This is a genomic window from Halorubrum yunnanense (assembly GCF_026586675.1).
GTDB lineage: Archaea > Halobacteriota > Halobacteria > Halobacteriales > Haloferacaceae > Halorubrum > Halorubrum yunnanense.
Genome location: NZ_JAODIX010000027.1, coordinates 1 through 26,246, shown reverse-complemented (window position 1 = coordinate 26,246; position 26,246 = coordinate 1). Strand labels below are relative to the sequence as shown.

At 68.8% G+C, this 26,246-nt stretch carries 24 protein-coding genes, 1 tRNA gene and 1 rRNA gene; 14 read left to right on the top strand and 12 right to left on the bottom strand.

The features are described from left to right. Window position 1: 1 nt before the first annotated feature. Window positions 2-595 (bottom strand): histidine phosphatase family protein, encoded by a 594-nt coding sequence (locus N5096_RS05815; RefSeq protein WP_267663378.1) that lies wholly within the window; start codon window positions 593-595, stop codon window positions 2-4. Between the two features lie 117 nt (window positions 596-712). Here N5096_RS05815 and N5096_RS05810 point away from each other — a divergent pair, with 117 nt between their 5' ends. The 3 genes from N5096_RS05810 (at window position 713) to N5096_RS05800 (ending at window position 3,178) form a co-directional block, all read left to right on the top strand. Beyond that, complete coding sequence (locus N5096_RS05810; RefSeq protein WP_267663377.1) at window positions 713-1,531, top strand: hypothetical protein; 819 nt, start codon at window positions 713-715, stop codon at window positions 1,529-1,531. Window positions 1,532-1,588: 57 nt separating this feature from the next. Next, window positions 1,589-2,047 (top strand): universal stress protein, encoded by a 459-nt coding sequence (locus tag N5096_RS05805; protein WP_267663376.1) that lies wholly within the window; start codon window positions 1,589-1,591, stop codon window positions 2,045-2,047. A 150-nt stretch (window positions 2,048-2,197) separates the two neighbouring features. After that, window positions 2,198-3,178, top strand: coding sequence for an ROK family protein (locus N5096_RS05800; protein ID WP_267663375.1), 981 nt, complete (start codon window positions 2,198-2,200; stop codon window positions 3,176-3,178). 19 nt (window positions 3,179-3,197) lie between these two features. Here N5096_RS05800 and N5096_RS05795 read toward each other — a convergent pair whose 3' ends face one another. After that, complete coding sequence (locus tag N5096_RS05795; protein ID WP_267663374.1) at window positions 3,198-4,208, bottom strand: PrsW family intramembrane metalloprotease; 1,011 nt, start codon at window positions 4,206-4,208, stop codon at window positions 3,198-3,200. 152 nt (window positions 4,209-4,360) lie between these two features. On the opposite strand from N5096_RS05795, the gene N5096_RS05790 reads away from it, so the two are divergent. Next, the gene (locus N5096_RS05790; protein ID WP_267663373.1) at window positions 4,361-4,774 is read left to right on the top strand and encodes a DUF7532 family protein; all 414 of its coding nucleotides are present in this window, start codon (window positions 4,361-4,363) and stop codon (window positions 4,772-4,774) included. Then, window positions 4,771-6,222: a DUF402 domain-containing protein gene (locus N5096_RS05785; RefSeq protein WP_267663372.1), complete on the top strand. Its 1,452-nt coding sequence runs from the start codon at window positions 4,771-4,773 to the stop codon at window positions 6,220-6,222. The genes N5096_RS05790 and N5096_RS05785 overlap by 4 nt, the downstream gene beginning before the upstream one ends. 154 nt (window positions 6,223-6,376) lie before the next feature. Here N5096_RS05785 and N5096_RS05780 read toward each other — a convergent pair whose 3' ends face one another. The 3 genes from N5096_RS05780 to N5096_RS05770 all read right to left on the bottom strand — a co-directional run bounded on the left by N5096_RS05780 (window position 6,377) and on the right by N5096_RS05770 (window position 7,882). After that, complete coding sequence (locus tag N5096_RS05780) at window positions 6,377-6,703, bottom strand: NifU family protein (RefSeq protein WP_092566548.1); 327 nt, start codon at window positions 6,701-6,703, stop codon at window positions 6,377-6,379. A gap of 128 nt (window positions 6,704-6,831) precedes the next feature. Continuing rightward, window positions 6,832-7,155: a hypothetical protein gene (locus tag N5096_RS05775; protein ID WP_267663371.1), complete on the bottom strand. Its 324-nt coding sequence runs from the start codon at window positions 7,153-7,155 to the stop codon at window positions 6,832-6,834. Window positions 7,156-7,276: 121 nt separating this feature from the next. Further along, window positions 7,277-7,882, bottom strand: a complete 606-nt coding sequence (locus N5096_RS05770; protein WP_267663370.1) for a 2Fe-2S iron-sulfur cluster-binding protein — start codon at window positions 7,880-7,882, stop codon at window positions 7,277-7,279. 133 nt (window positions 7,883-8,015) lie between these two features. On the opposite strand from N5096_RS05770, the gene N5096_RS05765 reads away from it, so the two are divergent. Then, the gene (locus N5096_RS05765) at window positions 8,016-8,498 is read left to right on the top strand and encodes an RNA-binding protein (RefSeq protein WP_267663369.1); all 483 of its coding nucleotides are present in this window, start codon (window positions 8,016-8,018) and stop codon (window positions 8,496-8,498) included. 534 nt (window positions 8,499-9,032) lie between these two features. Next, entirely contained in the window at window positions 9,033-9,878 is an 846-nt protein-coding gene (locus N5096_RS05760) for an endonuclease/exonuclease/phosphatase family protein (RefSeq protein ID WP_267663368.1), read from the top strand. Window positions 9,879-9,886: 8 nt separating this feature from the next. Here N5096_RS05760 and N5096_RS05755 read toward each other — a convergent pair whose 3' ends face one another. Further along, entirely contained in the window at window positions 9,887-10,597 is a 711-nt protein-coding gene (locus N5096_RS05755; protein WP_267663367.1) for a DUF1028 domain-containing protein, read from the bottom strand. Window positions 10,598-11,006: 409 nt separating this feature from the next. Here N5096_RS05755 and N5096_RS05750 point away from each other — a divergent pair, with 409 nt between their 5' ends. From N5096_RS05750 to N5096_RS05735, 4 genes are read left to right on the top strand one after another with little or no spacing between them, the layout of a single operon-like run. Next, on the top strand, window positions 11,007-13,082 hold the full coding sequence (locus N5096_RS05750) for a PrkA family serine protein kinase (protein WP_267663366.1): 2,076 nt from the start codon (window positions 11,007-11,009) through the stop codon (window positions 13,080-13,082). Between the two features lies 1 nt (window position 13,083). Then, on the top strand, window positions 13,084-15,549 hold the full coding sequence (locus N5096_RS05745) for a kinase anchor protein (protein ID WP_267663365.1): 2,466 nt from the start codon (window positions 13,084-13,086) through the stop codon (window positions 15,547-15,549). Further along, complete coding sequence (locus tag N5096_RS05740) at window positions 15,540-16,919, top strand: DUF444 family protein (protein WP_267663364.1); 1,380 nt, start codon at window positions 15,540-15,542, stop codon at window positions 16,917-16,919. Before N5096_RS05745 ends, N5096_RS05740 begins: the two co-directional genes overlap by 10 nt. Next, complete coding sequence (locus N5096_RS05735; protein ID WP_267663363.1) at window positions 16,916-20,155, top strand: SpoVR family protein; 3,240 nt, start codon at window positions 16,916-16,918, stop codon at window positions 20,153-20,155. Before N5096_RS05740 ends, N5096_RS05735 begins: the two co-directional genes overlap by 4 nt. Window positions 20,156-20,187: 32 nt before the next feature. On the opposite strand, the gene N5096_RS05730 is transcribed toward N5096_RS05735, so the two are convergent. The 4 genes from N5096_RS05730 to N5096_RS05715 all read right to left on the bottom strand — a co-directional run bounded on the left by N5096_RS05730 (window position 20,188) and on the right by N5096_RS05715 (window position 22,861). Next, entirely contained in the window at window positions 20,188-20,925 is a 738-nt protein-coding gene (locus N5096_RS05730; protein WP_267663362.1) for an alpha/beta hydrolase, read from the bottom strand. Continuing rightward, window positions 20,922-21,536 carry a VOC family protein gene (locus tag N5096_RS05725; protein WP_267663361.1) on the bottom strand — a complete coding sequence of 205 codons (615 nt, stop codon included), beginning with the start codon at window positions 21,534-21,536 and terminating at the stop codon, window positions 20,922-20,924. Before N5096_RS05725 ends, N5096_RS05730 begins: the two co-directional genes overlap by 4 nt. Before the next feature lie 151 nt (window positions 21,537-21,687). Continuing rightward, on the bottom strand, window positions 21,688-21,897 hold the full coding sequence (locus N5096_RS05720) for a hypothetical protein (RefSeq protein ID WP_267663360.1): 210 nt from the start codon (window positions 21,895-21,897) through the stop codon (window positions 21,688-21,690). A gap of 121 nt (window positions 21,898-22,018) precedes the next feature. Next, window positions 22,019-22,861, bottom strand: coding sequence for a hypothetical protein (locus N5096_RS05715; RefSeq protein ID WP_267663437.1), 843 nt, complete (start codon window positions 22,859-22,861; stop codon window positions 22,019-22,021). A 1,027-nt stretch (window positions 22,862-23,888) separates the two neighbouring features. Between N5096_RS05715 and N5096_RS05710 the strand changes: the two genes are divergently transcribed. From N5096_RS05710 to N5096_RS05700, 3 genes are read left to right on the top strand one after another with little or no spacing between them, the layout of a single operon-like run. Further along, on the top strand, window positions 23,889-24,110 hold the full coding sequence (locus N5096_RS05710) for a UPF0175 family protein (protein WP_089769501.1): 222 nt from the start codon (window positions 23,889-23,891) through the stop codon (window positions 24,108-24,110). Beyond that, on the top strand, window positions 24,111-24,617 hold the full coding sequence (locus tag N5096_RS05705; RefSeq protein ID WP_267663359.1) for a PIN domain-containing protein: 507 nt from the start codon (window positions 24,111-24,113) through the stop codon (window positions 24,615-24,617). It abuts the gene before it with no gap. A 43-nt stretch (window positions 24,618-24,660) separates the two neighbouring features. Continuing rightward, the gene (locus tag N5096_RS05700) at window positions 24,661-25,461 is read left to right on the top strand and encodes an SWIM zinc finger family protein (RefSeq protein WP_267663358.1); all 801 of its coding nucleotides are present in this window, start codon (window positions 24,661-24,663) and stop codon (window positions 25,459-25,461) included. A 148-nt stretch (window positions 25,462-25,609) separates the two neighbouring features. Here N5096_RS05700 and N5096_RS05695 read toward each other — a convergent pair. Both N5096_RS05695 and rrf read right to left on the bottom strand, forming a co-directional pair. Then, window positions 25,610-25,685: transfer RNA gene (locus N5096_RS05695), tRNA-Cys, on the bottom strand. Between the two features lie 232 nt (window positions 25,686-25,917). Further along, window positions 25,918-26,039 (bottom strand): 5S ribosomal RNA (rrf, locus tag N5096_RS05690). Window positions 26,040-26,246 lie beyond the last annotated feature (207 nt).

Genomic DNA, 26,246 nt, shown 5'->3' with positions numbered 1-26,246 from the left:
GCTATTTATACGAGCGCGCGTTTTCGCGGACGACCGCGCCACTCTCGTCGACCTCGGTCACCGAACAGTTGTCGGCCGACAGCTCCGTCAGCGACCGCACCACGGAGAGGTCGCGACGCTCGCCGACGACGAGCCGGATCGGGTTCACGTGCGTGACGGCGACGGTGGTCCCCTCGCGGGCCCGGAGGTCGGCGGCGGCGTCGAGGACGCGGTCGCGGACGGCGAGCCAGCTCTCGCCGCTCTCGGGCGCGCGCTCGGCCGCGGCCCGCCCGTTCTCCAGCAGGTCGAACGCGGGGAAGCGCTCGAAGAAGTCGCCGGACGGGAGCCCCTGAAAGACGCCGAAGTCGCGCTCGCGGAGCCGCGGGTCGGTCTCCACGTCGACTCCGGCCGCCGCGGCGATCGGCTCGGCGGTCTCCACTGTCCGCACGAGATCGGAGGCGACGACCGCGTCGACCGCGTGGCGCTCGGCGATGGCGTCGGCGACCCGCCGGGCTTCCTCGCGCCCGGGCTCTGAGAGGCCGACGGGCGCCCACCCCTGGATCCGCCCCGTCTCGTTCCACTCGGTCGTCCCGTGTCTGACGAACAGCGTGCTCACGGCCGAGAGTGGGGTGGCGCGCGACAAGGAGGTTTCGGCGGGGAGCGGGGATGACGGGTGGCGATCCCCCCTCGACCGACGACAGGCTATTGACGACCGGCCGGGTAGTGGAACCGAATGCGTCAGGACCCGATCCCGGCCACGGTCGCCGACCGGCTGTCGGGCGCCGCCCGTCGCCTGCGGGCGGCCCGCCGGAGCGCCCTCGAGCGCGTCGCCGTCGAGGAGACGGAGTGGGAGTACGCGGGCCGGACGTGGTCGTGGCCGGCGGGCGAGGCGCGGACCTACTTCCGCGAGCTCGCACCGGGCGAGCGCGAGGTGCTCGACGAGCTGACCGCGGAGCTGGACGAGGTCGTCGAGGCGAGGGATCCGGACGCGTTGCCGGCGGAGTCGAGGGCCGAGGTGGTCGGGATCGGGACGGGCCGCGTCGCCGTCGAGATCACCGGGCCGATCGGCGGGCGGTTGGAGGCGGAGGGTCCGGAGGCGCCCGACTGCGACGCCCTCGTCGCCAAGCTCGCGCGGTACGGCCCCTCCGCGGAGATGGGGGACGGGCGGCCGCAGAACCGCCGAGAGCGTCGGATCTGGTCGGCGGTCGAGTCGCACCCGTTCCTCCCCGTCCTCGCCGGCGACCCCGACGGCGGCTGGATCGCTATGCCGCGCGCGGACGTCCCTCCGGACGAGTCGGTCCGGGACGAAGCGCTCGACCGCGTGCGGGCGGCGCTGGCGCCGCACCGCGACCGGTTCCACTTCGACGAGCTGAAGCCGGAGAACGTCGGCGCCTACCGCGGCCGCTACTGGATCGTCGACTACGGTCGACCGGCCGGGGATCCCCTGTTCGTTGAGCCGCCGGACGAGTCGGAACCGCACCCGACCGGGACGTCGACCGAGCCCGGCGCCGACGCGGGCGAGAACCCTCAGGATCGATCGCATGAAAGCTAATTCAAAACTGAGTTAATATCTCGACAGTGTTAAACAGACGGGGGGCGAAGGGTAGGTATGAGCATCGAGACAGTGCTGTTAGCGGTGGGGACAGAGGGCGAGGAACGAGCCGAGCGACTCGCGAGAGAGACGATCGCGATCGCCGAGCCCGCGGGCGCGGAGGTCGTGTTGACCCACGTGTTCACCGACGAGGAGTTCGACGGGGTCCGCTCGAAGCTGGGGGTCGACCCGACGAGCGAGGGGTCGACTCCGGACGCGGTCGCCAAGCGACACACGACGACGCGGGCGCTCGCGAGGGCGCTCGACGACGCCGGCGTCGCCCACTCGATCCGCGGGGCGGTCGGCGACCACGCCGACGAGGTCGTCGAGGCGGCCTCGGCCGTTGAGGCCGACCGCGTGGTAGTCGGCGGGCGGGGGCGGTCGCCGACCGGGAAGGCCGTCTTCGGCAGTGTCGCCCAGGAGGTCATCCTCTCGGCGCCGTGTCCGGTGACCTTCGTGCGGGAGACCGCCAGCTAGGGGAGAGAGGCTCCCACTCTCCCGGCGTACCGAGCGCAGCGAGCGGTCGGTGGCGACGGCGTCGCTCCGCGACGGGCGCCCGTCGTCGGTCGCGGCGAACCGCCTCGGGAAGCGTCCCGCTTAAGTGACACCGGTCCGCGTTTTTACCCGATGTATTACGTTGGCGTCGACCTCGGGGCGACGAACGTCCGGGCGGTCGTCGGCGACGGCGCGGCGACGATCCTCGGCTCCGACGAGCGGGGAACCCCCCGCGGCCCGAACGGGATCGCCGTGACCGAAGCCGTGCTTGGGGCCGTTCGGGGCGCGTGTGCCGACGCCGAGATCGACCCGACGGAGGTCGCCGCGGCTGGGATCGGCTCGATCGGCCCCCTCGACCTTGCGGCCGGAGTGGTGCAGGGACCGGCGAACCTCCCGGACACCGTGGAGCGGATCCCGCTCGTCGGACCCGTCTCGCAGCTCCTCGACGCCGACGAGGTCTACCTCCACAACGACACCATCGCGGGCGTCATCGGCGAGCGGTTCCACTCCGAGCGTAACCCCGACGACATGGTGTACCTCACGATCTCCTCGGGGATCGGCGCGGGGGTCGCCGTCGACGGCGACGTGCTCTCGGGGTGGGACGGCAACGCCGGCGAGGTCGGGCACATGACCGTCGACCCGCACGGGTTCATGACCTGCGGGTGTGGCCTCGACGGCCACTGGGAGGGGTACTGCTCCGGCAACAACATCCCGAACTACGCCCGCGAGCTCCACGCGGAGGACCCGATCGAGACGTCGCTGCCGATCGAGGACCCGGACTTCTCCGCGGTCGACGTGTTCGGGGCGGCCGGCGAGGACGTCTTCGCCGACCACGTGATCGACCAAGTCGCCCACTGGAACGCCATGGGCGTCGCCAACGTCATCCACGCGTACGCCCCGCTCGTGGTGAGCGTGGGGGGCGCGGTCGCGCTCAACAACCCCGATCTCGTGCTCGACCCGATCCGCGAGAAGCTCGCGGACATGGTGTTCATCAACGTCCCCGAGGTCCGGCTCACCGATCTCGGCGACGAGGTGGTGGTGAAGGGGGCGCTCGCGAGCGCGCTCACCGGGGGCACGGGCGACCGGTCGCGCGCGGAGTCGCCGAGCGGGTGAGCGGGTCGCGCAGTCGCCGTCAGTCCTCGAACTCCGTGAGCTCCGGCTTCACGTCCGGGTCGACCGCGTCCCGCGTCTCTAGGAACGCGTCCCGGTAGCGCCGGATCTTCCGGAGGAGGACGTAGCCGAACGCGCCCTGGAACAGGACGACGAAGAGGAACAGCGTCGCGAGCCGCGGCAGAGGCGTGAGCGCCGGGATCACGGAGGTGACGGGACCGACGAGAGTGTTGTACAGCCCGTGGATCGCGGCCGCGATGACGAGCCCCTTCACGACGATCGGGCCGCGGTTCTCGGGGTTGAACTTCGCGAGGCCGAGGTAGTAGCCCGCGAACGCCGAGTAGACGACGTGGCCGGGGCCCGCAAGCGCGCGCAGCGCCGCGATCCCGTCGCCCGCGCCGAGGACGGCGACCCCGATAGTCAGCTCCGACATTTCGACGGTCCGGGCGATGTACACGAGGTTCTCGATGACGGCGAAGCCCAGCCCGGCGATCGCCCCGTACACCGCGCCGTCGACGACGGCGTCGAACCGGTCGTCGGTGTACGCGTACAGCCGAACCGCGAGCAGCTTCACCGTCTCCTCGACGGGACCGACGACCAGGAAGAAGAAGAGGACGAGCCCCGGGAAGCCGAGCGGGGAGAAGAACGGCTGTAGGCGGCCGTTGAGCACCGCGGCGAACGTCGCCGTGAGGATCGACAGCAGGAACGTCGCCACGAGCAGCGAGAGCGGCTCCGCGGTCGTGACGTCGGAGACGTACACGTACGCGGCGAGGCCGAACGCCGGGACCGCCGAGAGACCCACGAGCATCGCGACCGCGGGGTCGAAGACGAGGCCGAGGCCGAACGACCCGAGGATTGCGAGCAGTCCGAGGAAGGCGGCAAGCACGACCAGCCCCTTCGCCGACCGGGTGATGAGCCAGTACAGCGCGACTGAGAGGCCGTCGAGGGAGGTGCGTTCCTCCCACGTGGCGACGTCGTAGAGGTCGCGGTCGTCGTCGGCGCGCGACTCAACCGGGTCCGACCGAGATGGCATACGGTTCGGTTCGGTCCGGGGCGACTTAACCCGTGGCCGGACGGCGCCGATCCGTCGCCACGTCCGGGTCGGTCGCCGCGTCCCGACCGGGCACCCCGAGCGGGACGCCCCCGAGCCGGTAGAATTGAAACCGCGGCGCCCGAAGAGAAGGTATGCACTTCGACCGAAGGACCCAGCGGGCGCTCCGCGAGGCGGGGCTCGACGCGGACGCGATCGCGGGCGCCTCCGACCGCGTCGCCGAGCTGGTCGCCGAGGACGCCGACCGCCTGCGGGGCTTTTTCGCCTCTTCCGGGCCCTACTACTCCGACATGGAGCTGGCCCACAGCACGGCCGAGACGCAGGAACACCCGACCGCGGACATCGACCTGTTCACCCACGGGAGCGACCTCCGCGGCTACCTCTCGCTCGACGGGTGGGGCGTCCCGGTCGAGGGCGGCCGGGTGTTGCGGGCCGCCGAAGCCGACGACAGCAAGGGCGGCGGCGAGCGCCCTGTCCTCGTGGAGCTCTCGCTCGGGGAGACGGTCCACGGCCGGGCGCGCTTCGCGCGCGACCCGGAAGAGCTGTGACCGCGACCGTCCGCGTCCGCGGCATCTACGCGACGACGCTGACGCGGCTCCTACTCGACGCGGGCCACGAGGTCGTCGACGCGTCGCCGCCGATCCGTCGGCGCTTCGACGCGGAGTTCGGTGACGCGCCCCCGGACGTCCGGATCGAGACGACGAGCGACCGACAGGGCGTCGGGATCCGCGGCGATCCCGAGGCGGTGGGGCCGCTCCGCGACCGGCTCCAGGGCGTCGGCCTCGACGCGCTGGCGTGGGCCGATCCGACGCCGCCGGGGACCGTCCTCGACGGCGAGGTGACCGAGACGCTCGGCGGCGGGGCGGTGGTGCGCCTTCGGACCGGGGGCGGCGCCACCGCGGAGGGGTACCTGCCGTACGGGAGCGTCGACGACCGCGTGGAGACCGGCGATTCGGTCCGGGTGCGGGTCGACGCGTCCGCGGCGCCGTGGACGGACCGGCGCCCCGAGCTGGACGGGTCGCTGCGCGCCGCCGGAGGGCTCGTCGCGCTCGAGCCGGGTTCGGGCACCCGGGTCGGCGTCCGGGACGACGAGGCCGGCCGGGAGCTGGCGGGGATGCTCGACCTACTCGGGCTGGAGCCGCCGGACGGGTGGCGGGCGGTCTGGAAGCCGCCGGCGGTCGACGCCGGGACCGAGGCGCTGGCGGCCGGGCTGGAGCGCGCCGTCGCGGCGGCCGAGGGGCTCGACGACGCGGTCGACGCGGCCGGCGGGATCGGCGTCCTCGAGGACGCGACGCTCGTTCGCGACGACCCGATCGCGTCGCCGAACGCGGGCGCCTGGGTCTGGTTCGGCCGGGAGAGCCGGTTCGCGCTCGACGACCGGCGGCGCGAGGCGACGGCGACGATGCCGGGCCACCACCGGGTGAAGGCGGGGTCGGCGGACGCCTCGGCCGGGGTCGACCTCGCGGAGGCGCTCTGCGAGCCCGACCCGAACGCCGCGTTCCCGTTCGGGGTCGTGGCCGACGCGTTCGGACCGGCCGAGGGCGACGCGCTCCGGCTCGAACACGGGAAGCCCGACGGGCGGCTGATCACGCTGGGCGAGGGGCAGGTGACCGCGGTCGACGCCGACGGGTCGGTCACCGTCAAGCGCGAGATGACCGGCGGCGGCAGCTACGACGGGCTCGGCACGCCGCGCGAGGCCGGCGACGTCGCCGAGACGAGCCTGAAGGAGGGCCGGTGGTGGTATCCGACCACCTACCGCGGGCGCGACGGGACGGTCCGGGGCACCTACGTCAACGTCTGCACTCCGGTCGAAGTGTTCCCGGACGCCGCGCGCTACGTGGACCTCCACGTCGACGTGGTGAAGCGGCCGGACGGTCGGGTCGAGCGCCTCGACGACGACGAGCTCCGGGACGCGACGGCGACCGGCGACGTGCCGGAGCCGCTGGCGGAGAAGGCGCGGAGCGTCGCGTCCGCGCTGGAACAGGCGCTCCAATGACGCCGGAGGGAATCAGCCAGTCCGATGCGCTCGACTACGGCCCTGATTCGCTGGCGTCGCTTCCGTTCACGCCGCTGTAGCGGGCCGGATCGCGGAGACGAGAGCAGAAAAGGAAGCGTCGGTGGGGGATAATTTTCCCCGCAGAACCGGCGCCTCAGAAGTGGTTCGCGGACTCGGTCTCGTGTTTCAGCTCCCCGCCGCGGCCGCCCTCGACGGTAGAGGCGCCCTGATCGCCCGAGGAGGCGGTCCGCACCGTCACGTTGTCGACCTCGTCGAAGTCCATGATCAGGTCGCGCCGGATGTTGTCGGCCGTGATGTTGGAGATGCCGCAGCCGGAGCAGGTGCCGCCGAGTTCGACGACGACCTCGCCGCTCTCAGGGTCCGCCTCGCGCACGACGCTCGTGCCGCCATGCATCTGGATGATCGGCATCTGCCCGACCATCCACTGTTCGACTCGGTCCGCGAGGCTCTCGTCGCTCATTGCCGACTGTTGGCACCCGAGCCTATGGAAGCTTGCGGTTTCCGAGGCGGCTGAAGAAACGAAACGAACTGTGTCACCGTCGATCCCGCGGGAACGGAGCGGTGGGGCCGGTTTCGGTTACGCGCCGGTCACTCGTCGCGGTCGTCCGCGCGCTCCGAGTCGCTCGGGAGGCGGGTCGGGTCGGCGGGGTCGTCGCCGTGCACGGAGTCGTCGCGTTCGAGGAGGTAGAGGAGCGGCCCGAGCGCGGCCACCACGAGCACGCCGGGGAGCGGCGCGTCGGGGACGAGCAGGGCGGTAGTCAGGGCGACGCCGGAGGTGGCGACGAGGAGGACGCCCCACAGCGCGGGCGAGCCGAGGTCGACCCCGACGCGGGCGGCGTCGCGGTAGACAAGCGCGGCCGCGGCCGCGACGAGGAGGACGGCGGCGCCGCCGAGGGCCGTGGTGACTGCCATACCGATTGTTCGGGCGAGACGCGAAAAAGGGTGTCGCGAGCGGGCGGGGCGAAGGGGGAGATGGGGAAAGCGAAAGAGCGGAACAGACGGACGGTGCGACGATCGGGACGCGCGAGACGAGCTACGGCGCCTCGCCCGTCTCGATGCTGAAGGAGTCGCGCGGGTACGCCACGCAGGTCAGGGTGTAGCCGTCGTCGATCTCGCCCTCCTCGAGCATCTGCTGGTCGTCGTGCTCGACGAAGTCCTCGGAGGGACCGTCCGTGATCTGACCGGCACAGGAGACGCACTGGCCCTGGCGGCAGGCGTACGGGAGGTCCCACCCCTCGTCTTCGCCCTGTTCGAGGATGGGCTGGTCGTTCGAGAGCTCGACCGTCTCGCCCTGCTTGACGAACTCGACCTCGAAGTACTCGACCTCGTCCTCGGGGACGTCGCCGGGGCCGGACGCGGCGGCGCTGCCGTCCTCCAGTTCGCCCTCCTCGCCCTCGGCGCCGCCGGCGGGGATCGCCCCGCCGCCGCCGCCGCCGCCGACGGCGCGGTTTCCGGGCTCGGGGAATTCGGTCTCGGGCACCGCGGACGCGCGGCGTTCGAGCAGTTCGTCCGAGACGTCGGTCGTGGTCTCCCACCCCGTCCCCTTCAGGCTGCTAACGAAGACGACGAGCAGCGTCACGATCGCCCCGAGAACGATCGCGGGCGTGTTCGCGACGTTCGCGATGAGCGGGTTGAGCATACCAGACGATATGGAGAGGTGGCATAAGGCCGTTTTGATCGGTCCAACCGCGTGAGAGCCGCGGTGCGGGGATTGGAGCGCCACCACGTCACGGAACGGACCATTTATCGGCCGAGCGGTCGACTGGACGCCCATGGAAGTGAAATCTCGGCACCACCTCCGGAGCGACGACATCGCGGCGATCCGCGAGGCGGTCGCCGACCACCTCGGCGTCGACATCGACGGCGACACGTTCGAGTTCGTCGAGTTCGTGGACGCGAACTACGAGCTCGTTCTGGTCGACGGCGAGCCGGCCGTCTTCTACGTCGACGACGACGAGCCGTTCCTCACCGTCCGGGGGGCGAACGACTACGAGCCCGAGACCGGGATCGTCACGGTCGACGCGGGCGCCATCTCGTTCGTCTCCGACGGCGCCGACGTGATGCGACCGGGAATCGTCGAGGCGGACCGGGAGATCCGCGAAGGCGACCTCGTCGTGGTCGCCGAGGAGACGCACGAGAAGGTGCTCGCGGTCGGCCGCGCGATGGTCGACGGCGACGAGATGGTCGGGGACAGCGGGAAGGTCGTCGAGTCCATCCACCACGTCGGCGACGAGCTGTACGAGTTCTCGGCGTGAGCGCGCGGGATTCATTTATAAATGCCGAGAGCGGTCGTGGCGCCCTTTTATAAATAGACGAGGGCGGTGGCGTGCGCTTCCGAGCGGCCAGAGGCCGCGAGGAACATCGGGCGAGGGAGCCCGCGGCCGTCACCGGCGGCCACGGCAGCGAGGCGCTTCGCGCCTCTGGCAGCCGGTGCGCAGCGCCGGCGACGAGGTTGGGGAGGTGTAAGGCGGCGGTCCCGCGGGCGACCGGTGGGAGCGAGCGGGATCACGGAAGTCGCAGCGCCGAGCGCAGCGAGGCGACCGTCTTCCGGCGGTGCTGTGCGGGGTGGGACCCAAAGGGGGAGCCGCGAGGGCGGCTCCCCCGTTGGAGGTGTTCACTGTCGATCCACCAGCAACCGATTAGAAGCGAGCGGCTGGGGCTTTGGAGACGTTCGTCAAAGAGCCACCGGCGACAACTTATAAACAAGCGAGTGGAGAGTCAACATCGCATCCGTCGAACTCGCGATCGCCCCACGTGTTTTAATCTCCTCGCCCGCGACGCTCACGGTAATGACCGCGATTCGGGTGCTGAGCTACAACGTCCGCTACGCCAACCGCGGCGACCACCACGACGCCTGGCACGACCGCCGCGACGCGATCGGGCGGCTCGTCCGCTTCCACCGCCCGGGCGTCGCCGCCTTTCAGGAGCCGCTTCCCGAGCAGCGCGCGGATCTCCGCGAACGACTCCCGGGCTACGAGTTCGTCGGGCGGGGGCGAGGGACCGGGGGCGAGGGCGAGGGGTGTCCGATCGGGGTCCGAGCCGACCGCTGGGCGGTCGCCGACAGCGACACGTTCTGGCTCTCCGAGACCCCCGACCGGCAGTCGGCCGGCTGGGACGCCGCCCACCCGCGGATCGCGACGTGGGCGCGGCTTCGGTCCGTCGGCGACGAGGCCGGGCTCCTCGTCGTCAACACGCACTTCGATCACGTCAGCGCGGAGGCGCGACGCGGGTCCGCCCGGCTGCTCCGCGAGCGACTCCCGGAGATAACCGGAACGGGCGCCGACGGGCGCGACGTGTCCCTCCCGGTCGCGCTCGTCGGCGACCTCAACTGCACGCCGGGGTCGGACCCGCACCGGATCCTCCTCGGCGACGACCCGGAGGCGGACCGAGAGGGCTCCGAGGAGCCGGACGGCGACCGGGTCGCGCTCCGCGACGCCGCCGCGGCCGCCGACCTCCGGCACGGCCCGGAGACGAGCCTCACCGACTTCGCGCGGCTGATCGGGGGGCGCCGGATCGACCACGCGCTCGTCTCGCCCGACCTCGACGTCGAGGCGTTCGGGACCCTCACCGACCGCGACGACCGCGGGCGGTACCCGTCGGACCACCTTCCGATCCTGACGCGGCTGTCACCGTAGACGGGGCGTTACTCCTCGTCAGTCTCGCCGCCCCCATCCATCTCGTCGGCGTACTTCTCTAAGGCCGCCTCGTAGCCGCGCTTCGCCGTCTCGTACGTCTCCCGGAGGTCGACGACCGGCGTCTCGCTCGCGTCGACGCGGAGATCGCTGTAGTACGGGTCGTCGACGTCCTCCTCGGTGTTCCGCACGATCAGCGCCGCGGACTGGACCTCCAAGTCCTCGCGCTTGTCGCCGCCCGCGGCGTGGCCCGCCGCGAGCGCGTCGATCAGCCGCTCCGCGAGCGGGGCGTCGCCGTGGGCGTCCGACTCGTAGGCGGCCGCGGTGTCGTCGACCACGTCCTCGCCCGTGAGGAGGTTGCCGGCGACGGTGTAGTTCTCGCCGGCCACGTGGCCGTACCAGTCGCGGCACTCGTCGCCGGAGAAGGCGAACGTCCCGTCGGCGTCGACGCCGTGGAGTTGGCGCTGGGGCTTCTCGTCGTCGGCATTTAAAAGAGCCTCCAGCGCGTCGTCGACCGCGAGCCCGTCCCCGAGGTACTCGATCCCCTTCCGGCCGAGTTCGACGTTGACGAGCGACTGCGTGGCCACCGCGCCGTCCGACGACGCAAACGGACAGAGGGTGCCGACCCCCGGCAGCCGGGTGGTCACCGCCACGCCGTACCGGACCTGGTCGTCGCCGTCCTCGTCGGTGTACCGCTCGCGAACGCAGATGCTGAACGTCACACCCGGAGTGGGACGGCGACCGGGAAAAGACCCCGCACCGGGAGCGACGGTTCCAGTCGGGCGCGACTCCGGGCGTGGCTCTGGGCGTGGCTCCGGGCGCTCATACCCCGATGGCCGTTCCACGCCGATTGCGGCCGGCTCGCGGGAGCAAAAACCGCAGAGCGCGGGGCGGTCCGCGAGCGCGTGGGGCGTGTGAACTGGCGACACACTTATGAGTGCGAATCCCTCCCATACATATAGCCTCGGTTACGGGCGAAACGGCGACCCGCGGCGGGTCCCCCTCGACGACGGCGGCGTTCGCGGCTCGATGAGCCGTTCGTTCCGGCACGGAGAGCCGCGCGTCCACTCGGCGCGCGTCCGAACGCGTGGTCCGGTCGAGACCGTTCGCCCGTCCGAGAGACGTGATACAATGTCAGAACGACACACGCTCGAACGGCTCAGCGAGGAGTACCGGACGAACGTCCCGGACGACCTCCGGGAACCCCGCTCGTTCGACTGGTACCTCGACGCGCTGTACGAGGAGCCGCGCATCGCGCGGAATGCCCACCAGCGCGTCGCCGACATGTTCGACCACTACGGGACGCGGTACGACGAGGAACGCGGCGTGGTGGAGTACGCGCTCGCCGCGGACGATCCCCTCCACGACGGCGAGAACGTCTTCTACGGCCGCGAGGTCCACGAGTCCATCCACGAGTTCGTCAACAAGGTGAAGTCAGGTGCCCGCGGGCTCGGGCCCGAGAAGCGCATCAAACTGCTGTTGGGCCCCGTCGGCTCCGGGAAGTCGCACTTCGACTGGCTCACTCGCCGGTACTTCGAGGCGTACACCCGCGAGGACGCCGGCCGGATGTACACCTTCAGGTGGGTCGACCTCTGTTCGGTGATCGACGACCAGGACCCGGGCGACGACGCGGTTCGCTCGCCGATGAGCCAGGACCCGCTCGTACTCCTCCCGCGCCCGCAGCGCGAGGAGGTCATCGAGGACCTCAACGAGCGGCTCGACGCCCCGTACACCCTCCGGAACGACCAGCACCCGGACCCGGCCTCGGAGTTCTACCTGAACGAGCTGCTCGCGCACTACGACGACGACCTCCGGCGCGTACTCGACGAGCACGTCGAGGTCGTCCGGCTCGTCGCCGACGAGAACCGCCGGGAGTGCATCGAGACGTTCGAGCCGAAAGACAAGAAGAACCAGGACGAGACGGAGCTCACCGGCGACGTCAACTACGCGAAGCTCGCGGTCTACGGGGAGTCCGACCCGCGGGCGTTCGACTACGCCGGCGCGTTCTGTAACGCCAACCGCGGGCTGTTCTCCGGGGAGGAGCTGTTGAAACTCCAGCGGGAGTTCCTCTACGACTTCCTCCACGCCTCCCAGGAGTCGACGATCAAGCCGAAGAACAACCCCCGGATCGACATCGACCAGGTCATCGTCGGCCGGACGAATATGCCGGAGTATCGCGAGAAGACCGGCGACGAGAAGATGGAGGCGTTCAACGACCGCACCAAGCGAATCGACTACCCCTACGTGCTGGAGTACGGTAGCGAGGCGAATATCTACGAGAAGATGCTCGACAACGCCGACGTCCCCAACGTCCACGTCGAGCCGCACGCCCTGGAGATGGCCGGGCTCTTCGGGGTGCTCACCCGGCTCGAGGAGCCCACCGACGAGACGGTGAGCCTCCTCGACAAGGCGAAGGTGTACAACGGCGAGCTCGAAGACGAGGAGATCGACCGCCGGAAGCTGCGGGAGGACGCCGCCGAGCGGGCCGACGTGAGCGAGGGGATGGACGGCGTCTCCGCCCGGTTCATCGGCGACGAGATCGCGGAGGCGATCATGGACGCGACCCACCGCGACCGGGGGCACCTCTCGCCGCTGTCCGTCTTCGACCACTTCGAGGCGAACCTCGGCGGCCACGGCTCCATCGCGGCCGAGGACCTCGACCGCTACGAGCGCCTGCTGGAGACCGTCCGAGAGGAGTACCGCGAGCGCGCCATCGAGGACGTCCGGCACGCGCTGGCGTACGACGTCGACGAGCTCCGCCGGCAGGGGGAGAAGTATATGGATCACGTGATGGCGTACATCGACGACGCCACCGTCGACGACGAACTCACCGGCCGCGAGACGGAGCCCGACGAGACGTTCATGCGCGCGGTCGAAGAGCAGCTCGACGTCCCCTCGGACCGGAAAGACGACTTCCGGCAGGAGGTGTCGAACTGGGTCTCTCGGCGCGCCCGGGAGGGGCGCGGCTTCGATCCGCGGGAGAACGACCGCCTCAGGCGCGCCTTGGAGCGGAAGCTGTGGGAGGACAAAAAGCACAACATCAACTTCTCCGCGCTGGTCTCCGCGACCGACCTCGACGACGAGGAGCGCAGCGCCTGGGTCGACGCCCTCGTCGACCGGGGCTACTCCGAGGACGGCGCGGCAGAGGTGCTGGAGTACGCGGGCGCCGCCGTCGCCCGCTCGGAGATCGAAGACGGCGGGAACTAAGATGAACGATCGCGACCGATCCGACGGCGAACGCTTCGTGCGAGCGGCCGACGAGACCCTGCGCGGCGCGTACGACCCGCCGATGAGCCTCGACGAGTACGTCGACCGCGTGTTGGAGAACCCGGTCGCCGCCGCCTCCGGGGCTCGGTACGTCCTCGCGGCGATCGAGTCGGAAGGGACCCGCGAGGTCCGCGAGCGCGGCGAGCGCCTAGAGCGGTACCGCTTCTTCGACGACCCGTTCAACGACGGCGAACACGCCGTCCTCGGCAACACCGCCGCGCTCAACGCGTTCGTCGACGATCTCCGGGCCGCCGCGTCGGGCCGCGGCAACGACGAGACCATCGTCTGGATCGACGGCCCCACGGCGACCGGGAAGTCGGAGTTCAAGCGGTGCCTGGTGAACGGGCTCCGGGAGTTCTCGAAGACCGAGGCCGGGCGTCGCTACACTGTCGAGTGGAACGTCACGGGCGCGGGGAGCGGGGTCGACGGCGCGGGCGCCGCGTCGCTCTCGTACGGCGACGGCGGCGACGCCGGCGCGTGGTACCGGAGCCCGGTGCAGGCGCATCCGCTCTCGGTGTTCCCCGAGGACGTCCGAGAGTCGATCGCCGAGAGCGTCGAGGACGACGCCTACCCGATCGCGGCCGACGTCGACCTCGACCCGTTCAGCCGTGAGGCGTACGACCACTTGGAGTCGGCGTACCGCGACGAGGGGCGTCGGGACCTGTTCTCGGCGATCACCGACCGCGACCACCTCCGCGTGACGAGCTACGTCGTCGACGTCGGGAAGGGGGTCGGCGTGCTCCACGCGGAGGACGACGGCACCCCGAAAGAGCGGCTCGTCGGCTCGTGGATGGGCGGGATGCTCCGCGAGCTCGACTCGCGCGGGCGCAAGAACCCGCAGGCGTTCAGCTACGACGGCGTGCTCTCGCAGGGCAACGGCGTCGCCACCGTCGTCGAGGACGCGAGCCAGCACGCCGACCTGCTCCGGCGCCTGCTCAACGTCCCCGATGAGCGCCGCGTGAAGCTCGACAAGGGGATCGGGATGGACCTGGACACGCAGCTGATCGTTATCTCGAACCCCGACCTCGACGCAGAGCTCGACCGCCACGCCGAGCGCGAGGGCGCCGACCCCCTGAAGGCGTTGAAGCGACGGCTCACCCGCCACGAGTTCCGCTACCTGACGAACCGGCGGCTGGAGTCGGAGCTGCTCCGCCGCGAGGTCGGCGGGGTCCGCGGCGTGCCGACCGTCGACGGCGTCGACGAGGCGGAGACTGAGGGGGAGGCAAACGAGCGCGGCGAGGGCCCCGGGGACGACCCGGACGCCGATCCCGAGCGCGACCCGGCCGACCAGCCCGGCGCCGCGGGCCTGACGATCGACGTCCGCGGCGACGACGGGACGGTCACCCAGCGGGAGCTCTCCCCCCACGCGGTCGGGGCGGCGGCGCTGTACGCGGTCGTCAGTCGGCTCGACGCGGAGGATCTGCCGGCCGATCTCGGCCTCGTCGAAAAGGCGGAGCTGTACGAGACCGGAGAGCTCAGACGCGAGCGGGATGACGGCGACGACGAGCGGATCGCGATCGACGACGTCGACTTCGGCGACGGCGACGGGCGAAACGGGATCCCGGTGACGTACACCCGCGACGTCGTCGCCGACCTGCTGGGGTCGGACGGCGACCGGAGCCATTCCGAGTTGCCGGTCGAGCGCGTCGTCACGCCGACGGACGTGCTCGACGCGATGGCCGAGGGGCTCTCGGCGGCGCCGCTGTTTTCCCGGTCGGAAGTCGCGGAGTTCGAGAGCCGGAGGGCGCCGGTGGCGGCGCGCGTCCGCGAGCGACAGCGCGCCGACGTGATCGACGCCGCCCTCGCGGAGGCGACCGTCGCGGAGGAGACGGTGGCCGAGTACGTCGAACACGTCTACGCCTGGGACGCTGACGAGCCGGTGGAGACGGAGCGCGGGCCCGAGGAGCCCGACGCCCTCGTGATGAAGGTGTTCGAGACGGAGACGCTGGGCCGGTTCGACGAGGACGACTACTACGGGACCGACCCGACGAGAGGGGTGGCCGAGTTCCGCCGGGAGCGCGTGATCCGGGCGCTCACCCGGTACGCGTGGCGAAACCGCGGCGATGAGTTCAGCGTCGACGACGTCGACCTCGGCGAGATCCCCGAGCTCCGGGAGGTACTCGACGCGAACGATCTGGCCGACGTGAAGCGTCGCTTCCCCGATCTCGACCCGGCCGAGTGGGCCGATCCGCCGGCCGACACCGAGACGGCGCGGGTGAAGACGGCGACGATCGAGCGGCTCGTCGACCGGGGCTACAGCCCCGCGTCGGCCGAGCTGACCAGCCGCGCCGTGATGCGCGACGCCCGCGACGAGTGGGCCGACCTCGCCGCCGACGAGGACGAGGGGGCCCGGCGAGGCGGGCGGGACCGCAGCGGCGAGAACGGGGGTGACGTCTCGTGGGACTGACCGACGACCGCGAGCGCTTCCGCGAGGTCGGCGAGGAGCGCCGCGGGGACCTCTCGGAGTTCATCAGCCACGGCGACCTCGGCGGGTCCGGCCCGGACCGGGTCAAGATTCCGGTGAAGATCGTCGACCTCCCCGAGTTCGAGTACGACAAGCGGGAAGCCGGCGGGGTCGGGCAGGGGCAGGGCGGCCAGCCGCAACCCGGTCAGCCGGTCGACCCCGAGCCGGGCGACGGCGACGAGGACGGCGACCCCGGCGAGGAGGGGGGCGAGCACGAGTACTACGAGATGGACCCTGAGGAGTTCGCGAGAGAGCTCGACGAGGCGCTCGGGCTCGACCTCGAGCCGAAGGGGAAGCGGGTGGTCGAGGAGGTGGAGGGCGACTTCACCGACACCGCGCGGGCCGGTCCGCGCGGCACCCTCGACGTCGACGAGTTCTTCAAGCGCGGGCTGAAGCGCCACCTCGCGACCGACTTCGACGGGGAGTACGTCCGGGAGGGACTGTTCGTCGCCGGCGCGGACGTAGACGAGGCGTTCGCGTGGGCGCGCGGGAAGGGCGTACCCGTCTCGCGGGCGTGGGTCGCCGACGCCGCGGCGACGCTCGCCGAGGAGCGCGGCGAGCCCGTGATGGCGCTCGACCGCTGGGAGAGCTTCGACGCGCTCGACGACGAGGTCGAGCGTGAGCCGGTGAGCCACCGGATCCGCCGGGAGGGGATAGACAGCGTCCCCTTCCGCCGGGAGGACGAGCGGTTCCGCCACCCGGAGGTGATCGAGAAGCGCGAGCGCAACGTCGTCGTCGTCAACGTGCGCGACGCCTCCGGCTCGATGCGCGAGACGAAACGCGAACTGGTCGAGCGCGTGTTCACGCCGATGGACTGGTACCTGACGGGGAAGTACGACGCCGCTGAGTTCCGGTACGTCGTCCACGACGCGGAGGCGTGGGAGGTCGACCGCGAGGAGTTCTTCGGGATCCAGTCGGGCGGCGGCACCCGGATCTCCAGCGCCTACGAACTGGTCGAAGAGATCGTAGAGGAGTACCCGTACAATGAGTGGAACCGCTACGTCTTCGCCGCCGGCGACTCCGAGAACTCCGGCAGCGATACGACCGACTCGGTGATCCCGCTGATGGAGTCGATCGATGCCAACCTCCACGCGTACGTGGAGACGCAGCCCGGCGGCGCCGCGCCGAACGCGCGCCACGCCGACGAGGTCGAGAACGCGCTCGGCGACGCCGACGACGTCGCCGTCGCTCGCGTGTCGGAGCCCGCCGACGTCACCGACGCCATCTACGAGATCCTCAGTACCGAGGCCGAGGGCGACGGCGACGCGACCGCCGGCGGGGCGGCGGCCGACGGAGGAGGTGAGCGGCGATGAGAGACGAGCGCGTCGAGGCGAAGCGCGAGGCGGAGTCCCTCGACGAGCCCGCCGCGGCGGCCCGCGAGCTCGCCGAGCGGCTCGGGCTGGAGCCGTACCCGGTCCGGTACTGGGTTGTCGACCACGACGAGATGAACGAGCTGATCGCGTACGGCGGCTTCCAGCGTCGCTACCCGCACTGGCGGTGGGGGATGAACTACGAGCGACAGTACAAGAAGGACCGCCACGGGCTGGGGAAGGCGTTCGAGATCGTCAACAACGACGACCCGAGCCACGCGTTCCTCCAGGAGTCCAACTCGGCGGCCGACCAGAAGGCCGTGATCACCCACGTTGAGGCGCACGCCGACTTCTTCGCGAACAACGGCTGGTTCGGGCTGTACGCCGACCGCGGCGAGGGCGGGCCGAACGCCGCGGCGCGGCTGGAGCGCAACGCCGACAGAATCGCGGCGATCGCCGACCGGGCAGACGTCGACCGCGACGAGGTCGAGCGCCTGATCGACGCCGTGACGGCGTTAGAGGACACGATCGACCAGCACAGCCCGGTCGACGCCGCTCGGTCGGTCGAAGAGCCCGGCGTCGCCGAGGACGTGAACGACGCCGACGAGGACCCGCTGGCGGCGATCGAAGAGCGGGTCGCCGACCTCGACCTCTCCGAGGAGGTGCGCCGGGACGTGTTCGACGACGAGTGGCTCGAAGCGCGGGGCGAGGGGGTCGAGCCGGAGGAGCCGCGCCCGGACGTGCTCGCGTTCCTGCGCGACCACGGGAAGCGGTACGACTCCGAGAGCGGGAAGGCGGTCGACCGCGAGCCGTGGGAGACGACCGTCGTCGACGCGATCCGGGAGGAGGCGTACTACTTCGCGGGCCAGAAGCAGACGAAGGTGATGAACGAGGGGTGGGCCTGTGTCGCGCCCGAAACCCCCGTCTTCACCGAAGGGGGACTCCTGCCGATGCGCGAGGTCGTCGATGATCTCCCCGCCGTATCGGACGGTGACGGGGTGCGAGCCGCCTACGATTCAAACGTCATTTCGGATCATGACACCGTTTCGATCGAGACCCGACGGGGCTTCGAACTACGCGGCTCCGACAACCACCGGATCCGGAAACCAGACGGTTCCTGGGTCGAGCTACGAGATATCTCGAAAGGCGACGAGATCGAGATATCAGGAGGTGACGGTCTCTGGCCGACGAGTTACGTCGGTATCGATTGGCAGCATCCGGAACACACCACGCTCAACGACGTGGCCGACGAGGCGGGCGTCTCGATCTGGACCGTTATGCGCTATCGTAAGACGGGCCGTGCGGAAAAATCCGAGACCATCGAGAGAGCACTGACGTCGTACGATGGGGAGAATCAGAGCGTCGCGAAGAGCGACATCATCGCCGTTCCCGATCAGGTGTCCGAGAAACTCGGACGGTTCCTCGGGTTACTGGTCGGAGACGGACACGTCTCGGAAGCGTCCGAGCAGGTCGGGTTTACGTCCGGCTCGAAGGCCAAAGCGGAGGAGTTCGCCGGATTGGCTGACGAACTGTTCGGCGTCTCTCCGACCGTCTCCGAAGACGGGTCGCGATGGCGGACGTACATCTACTCCGCGAATCTGGTTCGGCTGCTCACGGAGTGGTTCGATCTGCGAACGGGTGCCGCCGACAAAGTCGTCCCGAAGCCAATCCTTCGATCGCCGAAACCGGTCGTGAGCGAATTCCTTAGAGGGTTGTTCGATGCTGACGGATACGCCGGGGACCGAGGGGCAATCCTCAGCAGCAAGAGCGAGTCTGTCTCGAAGGTCGTCCAGCTACTGTTGACGAACTTCGGGATCCTCTCACGCCGTCGAAAGCAGTCCGACGGCTGTTTCCACGTTCATCTGACCGGCAAGTCCGTTGATCGGTTCCATACGGAGATCGGGTTCGGCTACTCCTCCAAGGACGAAGCACTCGAGAAGTATCTCGACGAGCTCGCGTGGTTCGAAGCCGAGGAATGGACTGACGAGGTCGTAAGCGTCGAAGAGGGAACCGGAGACGTGTACGACATCTCCGTGGAGGAAACTCACCGATACGCGGGTGCGGGATTCATCAACCACAACTCGTACTGGGAGTCTACCATGATGGGCGGCGAGGGGTTCGCCGGCCCCGACGAGTTCCTCACGTACGCCGACCACATGGCGCGGGTGCTCGGCTCGCCCGGGCTCAACCCGTATAAGCTCGGCTTCGAGCTGTGGACCCACGTGGAGCTGCGGGCCGCCCGCCGCGACGTGATCGACCGGCTGCTGCGCGTGGAGGGAGTGACCGCCGACAACTTCCACTCGCGGATCGACCTCGACGAGGTCGCCGAAGCGCTGGAGCCCCACCCCGCGATCGCCGGGGCGGGCCCGGCGACGCTCGACGAGCTGGCCGACCTCGCCGCCGACGGCGACCCGCGGGTCGACGCCGAAGCCGTCGACCGGGCGCTGTCGGCGCGGACCGACGACGAGGCCGGCCCCGACGACGGCCCCGACATCGAACGCTACCCCTGGAAGCTCCTCACCCGCGAGGGGCTCGCGGAGCGCCACTACGTCCTCTCGCGGCCGGAACACCGCGGGGCGCTGCGCAACGTCTCGCGGGAGACGCTGGCGGAGCGCGCCCGGTACATGTTCGACGTCGACCGGTACGGGAGCGTCGACGAGGCGCTCGCCGACGTCGACCGGACGGCCGGCTGGGACCGGATGCGAGAGGTGCGCGAGAGCCACAACGACGTCACGTTCATCGACGCGTTCCTCACCGACGAGTTCGTCCGCGAGGGGAACTACTTCACCTACGAGTACAGCCGGACGGCCGAGGAGCACCGGGTCGCCAGCGTCGACGCCGACGACGTCAGACGGAAGCTCCTCCTGCAGTTCACGAACTTCGGGAAGCCGACGGTCGTCGTGCTCGACGGCAACTTCCGGAACCGCGGCGAGCTCCTGCTCGGCCACCGGTTCAACGGAGTCGCGATCGACGAGGCGTCGGCGAAGGAGACGCTCAAACGCGTGTTCGAGCTGTGGGGCCGCCCCGTGAACCTCGCGACGATCCGGGTCGAGTACTCCGACGAGGCGATCCGTCGCGCGAAGCGTCGCGGGGCGGAGCCGGAGGGCGAGGAGGTCGGCGTGCGGTTCCAGTACGACGGCGGCGAGGTGACCGAACACGACCTCGACCCGGAGATCCGCGAGCGGATCGAGGCCGACGAGGTCGACTACGACACCAAGCCCGACGACTGGCTGGCGTGAGAGAGTGACACGCCGGCCCGGTCGCGGCGCCTCTACGACAGCGACGCGACCAGCGCGGCCACCGCGTCCGTCTCGTCCTTGTTGATCCCGTGACCCATCCCCTCATAGATCCGCTCGTCGACGTCCGCGCCGAGCGCCTCCAGCACCGCGGTCGTCTCTTGGACGCGCTCCTCCGGGATGTGGGGGTCGACGTCGCTACACCCGAGGAACGCCGGGGTCCCGGCGAGCGGTTCGGCGGCGTCTCCGTCGACGGCGGCCGCGGGGTGGGAGACGTAGTCGTCGACCTCGACCGACTCGCCGCTCAGGACCGCGAGCCCGCCGTAGCGGGCCGGATTTCGCGCGACGAACTCGCTCGCGAGGCAGGCGCTCTGCGAGAAGCCGGCGACGAGGACGCGCTCCGTGGGGACTCCCGCAGTCGTCGCCGTCTCGACCGCACGGCGGACTGCGCGGAGCCCGGAGCTCCGGCCGGGCTCGTTGTCCGCGACGGGCGCGAGAAAGGAGTTCGGGTACCAGGTGTTCGCCGCCGCCTGGGGGGCGAGTAGCGAGAGACCGGCGGTCTCTCTGACAGCCGGCGGCGAAGCCGACGGCGACACCGCGACGTCCCCGTCACCAGCGACCTCTTCGCCGAAGTCGACAATGCTTCGGGCGGTCGCACCGCGGCCGTGAACGAGGACGATCGCGGCGTCGGCTTCGGCGGGGCGCGTCCCGGCTCTCACTAGCCCCTCGTCGGCGTGAGGGTCGTCGCCCGCGTGGGGCGTCCGACCGCTCATACGCCGACGCCCGCGTCCGCGTCGGGCAGGTCGTGCTCCTTCACCGGGAGGCCGAGCTCCTCCAAGGCGCCCTTCATGTGGCGGTCCTGCGCGAAGTCGGCGCCGTCCTCCTCGCGGAGGCGCTGGGCCGTCGCGAGCACCTCCCCCTTGCGGTCGTCCGGGATCTCGTACTTGTCGGCGGAGAGCTCGATGACGAGTCCGTTGTTGTCCTGGGTGTAAATCGAGTGGAAGATGCCGCGGTCGAACACGTTGTACCCCTTGCCGGCCTCCTCGAGCGCCGCCATGATATCCTCGTACTCGTCGGGCTCGACGCTGAAACAGAGGTGGTGGACCGCGCCGGTGCCGGCGCGCTGGCCGCGGGCCGAGGGGCGGTCGTCGCTCACGAAGAACGTCAGGATGCGGCCGTCGCCGGTGTCGAAGAACAGGTGGGTCTGCGAGGGGTCGTCGAGGTTCGGCTGCCGGAGAACGAGCGGCATCCCGAGCAGGTCGCGGTAGAAGGCGATCGTGTCGGCCTCGTTACTCCCCCAGACCGTGATGTGGTCGGTGCCGCTGGTGTGGATCGGTGCGTCCGGAAGCTCCGTCGTGACCGGAGCCGCGCTTTCGTCGCTCATACCGTTCCTACGAGACGAGTGCGTATAAAAAGGAAAGTGACCATCGGGTGATCGACTGACATCGGTGTTATCGCCGTAAAGCGGTCTGGAACGCGATCGTCGGGGGAAGGGAGTGTCACGGAGAGACGCGCGATCGGCTCGCACGAGGCGATCACGAGCACCGCCAGATCGGTGGAGCGACGCCGAGCGCCCGGACGGCGTAGGGGTAGCCGGTCGCGACGGCGACGACCAGCCCCAGCGAGGGCAGGAGCCCGGGGGCGCCGGCGACTCGCTCGACGAGCGACAGCGCAGCGATCATCAGCAGGAACATCGCGGCCCAGTGCGAGGCGAGCTGTCGCACCTTCTCTCGGGTCGAACTCATGTCTCGTACAACGAGCGCGACACAGGTAGCGTGTCGATCGCCGTCTCGGTCTATGGGTGACGAGAGGCGATCGAAAGGGAACGAGAGCAGCGAGAGGCGTCCGAGTCAGAGCAGGGGGCGTTCAGTACCGCGAGGGGATGAACGCCGCCCCGAGCAGGAGCACCGAGGAGAGGAGCGTGAGGACCAAGACGCGCGCCAATCCGCTGTTGTACTGCTCGAACTGCTCGATCTGTGCGACCTGGGCCTCGTACGCCTCAATGTCGCTCGACAGGTGGAGGGTCGATGAGTCCGCGAAGTGCGCGACCAGATCCGTCTCGACGAGCGTGACGATCCCCTCGTCCTGGACCTCGATCGACTCCGTCTCCGTGGCCTCCCAGACGAGCACCGCCTGGCCCGCCGTGATCTCGTCGACAGTCACAGTCTGGTCGCCGTACGCGAAGGAGTCGCCCGTGGCGTACGACTGCTCTTCGGGGGCCGGGAAGTACTCGTCGACCGGGACGAGCGTCGACTCGCCGTCCTCGGTGACGACGACGTACTCCCCGTCGTCACGCTCGACCGTCTCGTTGTCGGCCTGCGAGTCGCTTTCGAGGATCGCCTGCCGGTCGGGCACCTCGACGAGCGTGAACTCGCTCGGGTCCTCACCCGTGATCTCCACGCGCCACTCCTGCTCGCCGACCTGAACCGTCGACTCGTTCGCCCAGGCCTCGGACTGTTCGACGGTCACCTCGCGCTCGATCGTCGCCACGAGCGAGGCCCCGCCGCCACCGCCGCCGTGACCGCCACCGCCGCTCTCCTCGACTTCGGAGATCTGGACGGTGTACTCCTGGCCTTCGATATCGACCGTCTCACCGTCCGAGACCACGTAGTCGGGGTTTTCGAAGCCGATCTCCGGGCTATCGGCTGTCGCGGTGAGAACACCCGCTCCGCCCGCGATCAGCACGAAGAGCGCGACGTACACGGCCACAGCGCGTCGTTGCATGGTTTCAGGATGGGTCACCCGGTGTATAACGGTTACTAAGCCGAGCCACCGGGACGGCCGGAACGCGCTACTGCTCTCTCCCGACGATACCGGCAGACGACGGACGCGGACGGGTCCGAGAACGGCGTCTCCGACCGCGCGGTGCCAGCGGCGTGGCGCGCGAGCTCGCCGACCGTCGTTGGAGTGCTTTCCCCGTCGTCGCGGGTGGCCGGTCGCGGACGAGCGCGACAGCGGACCGATCGCAGTCGTGTTCGACGAGGTCACGAGCGATATCGTCAGGTGTTCAGTCGAACAGGCGGGCAAGTAGAGTTGCTGTCGCTCGCTGGCGTCTGAAGCCAGCCAAGGTCGTCGTCGAGGCACGAGGGGAGGACCGGACCGTTCTAATTGGGCTCAACGCGAGTTCGGACCTGCCCCTGTGAGGTCCGTCGGTGTTGACATCCTCTCCGCCCTGAAGGGCGAAGATTCCCACGGCACCGCACCGCTGGGTTGGGATGTTGAAGGTTTGTAGACGCCTCGATGACGGCTACTGGCTGTGCCAACCAGCCGTTACTCCTATCCCGGCATGGGATTCGGAGGTACTTCTGACTGCCTACACCCTATTTCGGCACGGAAGAGGGTGTCTTCCGCTTGAAATGAGGGAATCCCGATATTGTCCGATTAGTGGGGCGGGTGGACCGCCTCGGTTGGCATCAAATACGTCTCAGGTTACTTAAAACATCTTTTCGGTACGCCGAACGTGGTTCGTGGAGGGTTTGTCGGATTCATCCCCGCTGTGAACGGCGAGGCTTTCTCCTCAATTCTCCGTAACAAAACAAAGCCAAGGGCCCGAATTAAGGCAGTATTTTAAGTATAATAAACCATCACATCAAGTGAATTATCGTCAGATCGCCCCAGATAGCGGATGAATCAATACTTTTGTCCTAGATTGCTATGTGGATGGCAACCCGGTGAGTCGATGAGTGCCCCGTCCCACGATAGATTATTAGGTCCGTGGATCCGATAACTACGTACGATGGCCTCTTCCAGTAGCGAGTCCTCCGACGAACTTGCGACCGCGGTGGGTCGGTACGTTCTCGGCGACCTCTCGCTCGGACGTGCTGCCGAAGCGGCCGGACTGTCCCGGTGGGAGTTCGAAGAAGTGCTGGAAGACGCTGGCTTCACGTCGCTCTACGGGCCACGAACTGACGACCAGTTACAGCGCGAGATCGACGTTGCACTCGACCTCGACGAATAGATGCCGGACGGCTACCCGCAACCGGTTTTTCTCGACGCAACTGTCATCAGTAATTTCGCCAGCACGACCTCGGTCGAATTTCTCGTTCACCTACTCGAAGCTCCGATCGTAGTACCCGCAGTCCGTGACGAGATTGAACGGGGATTCAAACACGGTCACGAGTATCTGACCAGCGCCGTCGAGGCGTTCGACAACGGACTGGCAGTCAGTGACGTTCCACCCGAAATAGGAAGGGTGAGCCTCCATGAGCGACTTGATCCAGGAGAAACGGAAGCGTTGCGGGGAGCCGTTGAACGCGACGGGACGATCGCCACTGATGACCTCGCAGCACGCCGTCTTTCGACAGAACTGGATGTTCCAGTCACTGGATCGATAGGCCTCCTCGTCCTCGGCATCAAACGCGAGCGTATCGACAGCGAAACTGCGGACGAATGGCTGGAGGTCTGGCGGGACGAACGCGGCTACTACGCCCCCGTCGAGAGCGTCACCGAACTACTAGACAAATAGGGCTGCAGACTGGTAAAACGGGTTAAAGAAGCGTTCTACAGCCATGGACCCCGAGAACGTGAACATCCGGGAGACCTGTACCGACGCGGTGTTCGAGCGCGGACGGAACTACCGGGATGAAGGACGCATTCAGCGAATCGAACGGTTTGGCGACGTGGTTACAGCTGCGGTTCGGGGATCGAGTCTGTACGACGTGACCGTCGAACTGGGCGAAAACACCGTCGATGCGCGGTGTACGTGTCCTTACCAAGGAGCGGGCGAGTGTAAGCACGTCGTCGCGGTGCTACTGGACGTCGTCGCTAATCCGCCCCAAGACGAGAGCGAACACGTCGAAAGGGTTATCGAAGATGTCTCGTCCGACGACCTACGCGCGTTCGTGCGCGATGCACTTGCCGAAAACCCGGACCTGCGTGAGCAGTTTCTCGCACGGTTCGGCGACGACCACAAGTCGGTCGAAGCGTACCGCGAGAGAATCGAGGAGTTGTTCGACCAGCACACCGAGGACTATCCAGTCGTCACGGAAGCCATCGACTTTTCTCACTTCTTCGAATCAGCCGAGCAGTACCGTGAGCGCGAGCGCTACCGGGCGGCTGTGACCGTCTACCGTGCGCTGTTCGAGGGAATCGACGACAACCACGGCCGCATCGACGCCGCATACGATCACTACGCCAAGGCCTTGCAGTCTGCGCTCGATGGGTACGTCGACTGCGTGCTCGCGGCCGACCCAAGCGACGGCGAATTCGAACAATACGCAGGCGCACTCGAAGCACAGGCGATGTCCGAACCGCGGATCAACGAGGAGCAGTTCCGACGTGCGCTCAACGCTCTCGAAGAGCGGCGATGACGGTGACGTTCTCAGTCAAGATACGACAACACGAGCGAATCCGGCTGGACAACCCACTCAAGTAGGATTGTCGTATTCCTGATATTCCGATGGGAAAAGAGGGACGTGCCAAGATAATATCGTCTTGGGCTTTAGGGTAACGTGTGAGAGCCAAGGGCCGGATTTGAACCGGCGTTGGGCGGCTCTGCAGGCCGCTGCGTCTGACCAGACTCTGCCACCTTGGCGCTATCAGACGTACCGCAGTCGAGCGTTTAAGCCTAGCGGTCGCACACCGGTTGGTGGGAACCGTCGCTTCCGGGCGTCATGCGTGTTCGCAAACTGTCAGGTTCGTGGACGACACGGTCCGTCGATTCGGAGTGAACTGAACCGAGCCGAATCGGGCGGAGACGAACGTGGGCCGAGTTATTCTGGAGCAATCGCTCCTATGAGTGGGCTACGAGGATGAAAGTATGAATGGGCAGGCGGCGAACCGCGGTTCCCAGAGGATCGCTCACTCCAGTACTTCCCGGTACGCTGGTGGGCTTAACTTCCGTGTTCGGAATGGGTACGGGTGTTTCCCCACCGCTCTGGCCGCCTTCACGCCGACGCTCGGACTCGAACCGAACCTCTCTCCGCTCTCACGAGCGGCGAGAGACGCCTGTGTCGGTGGCTCTGATCTCTCGATCAGCCGACCGTGTATACGTGCGATCCAGTTACCGCCTGAACTCAACCGAGTGTGGTGTCAGTGCCGTATGATTGTGGCTTCGGTCTGTTAGTACTCGTGGACTCAACACCTCGTTGCCTTG